The organism is Pseudomonas sp. Sample_9, assembly GCF_004307535.1.
Taxonomy (GTDB): Bacteria; Pseudomonadota; Gammaproteobacteria; order Pseudomonadales; family Pseudomonadaceae; genus Aquipseudomonas; species Aquipseudomonas mercuritolerans.
In genome coordinates, this window is sequence record NZ_RAZO01000255.1 from 4149 (window position 1) to 4682 (window position 534).

A 534-nucleotide genomic window follows, 5' to 3' on the forward strand; every position below is an offset into this window, starting at 1 on the left:
CTGCTGCAACACAATTGCCTGCGCTTCAGCGGGCTGGCGTCGTTCCCGCTGTGGCGCCTGCATCGCGGCAACGAAGTGCAGACCATTACGCCACACGGCAACCTGACCGCCAGCGACAGCGAATCCCTGCTCGCCGCCGCCCGCGCCGACGCCGGCATACTCGGTGCTGGCGACTGGCTGATGAGCCGCGACCTGGCGGCGGGGAGATTGATTCACGTGCTGCCCGACTGGCAGCTGGATTCGGCGGGCGGCGTCTATCTGATCAGGCCGTCATCGCGATTTCCCGCGGCGGCAGTGGTGGCGTTCAAGGAATGGATTGAAGCGAGATTCGAGACCGGGCCACCTTGGGCGGTTTGATCACAACCTGCATCAAATCCGACACTGGCCCTGTGGGAGCGAGCCTGCTCGCGAAAGTGGAGTGTCAGTCATAGAGGGTCTGGCTGACCTGACGCCTTCGCGAGCAGGCTCGCTCCCACAGGTTTCGTGGCTTGCTCAGAAACTCCCGAACGCCCAAATATCCAATGTGGGAGCGAG

Annotated in this window: 1 protein-coding gene; it reads left to right on the forward strand. The window is 63.5% G+C overall.

What is annotated here, in order from left to right:
- A partial coding sequence (locus D6877_RS14445; protein WP_241662903.1) for a LysR substrate-binding domain-containing protein occupies positions 1-357 on the forward strand: 357 nt, incomplete at its 5' end.
- Positions 358-534: the final 177 nt, after the last annotated feature.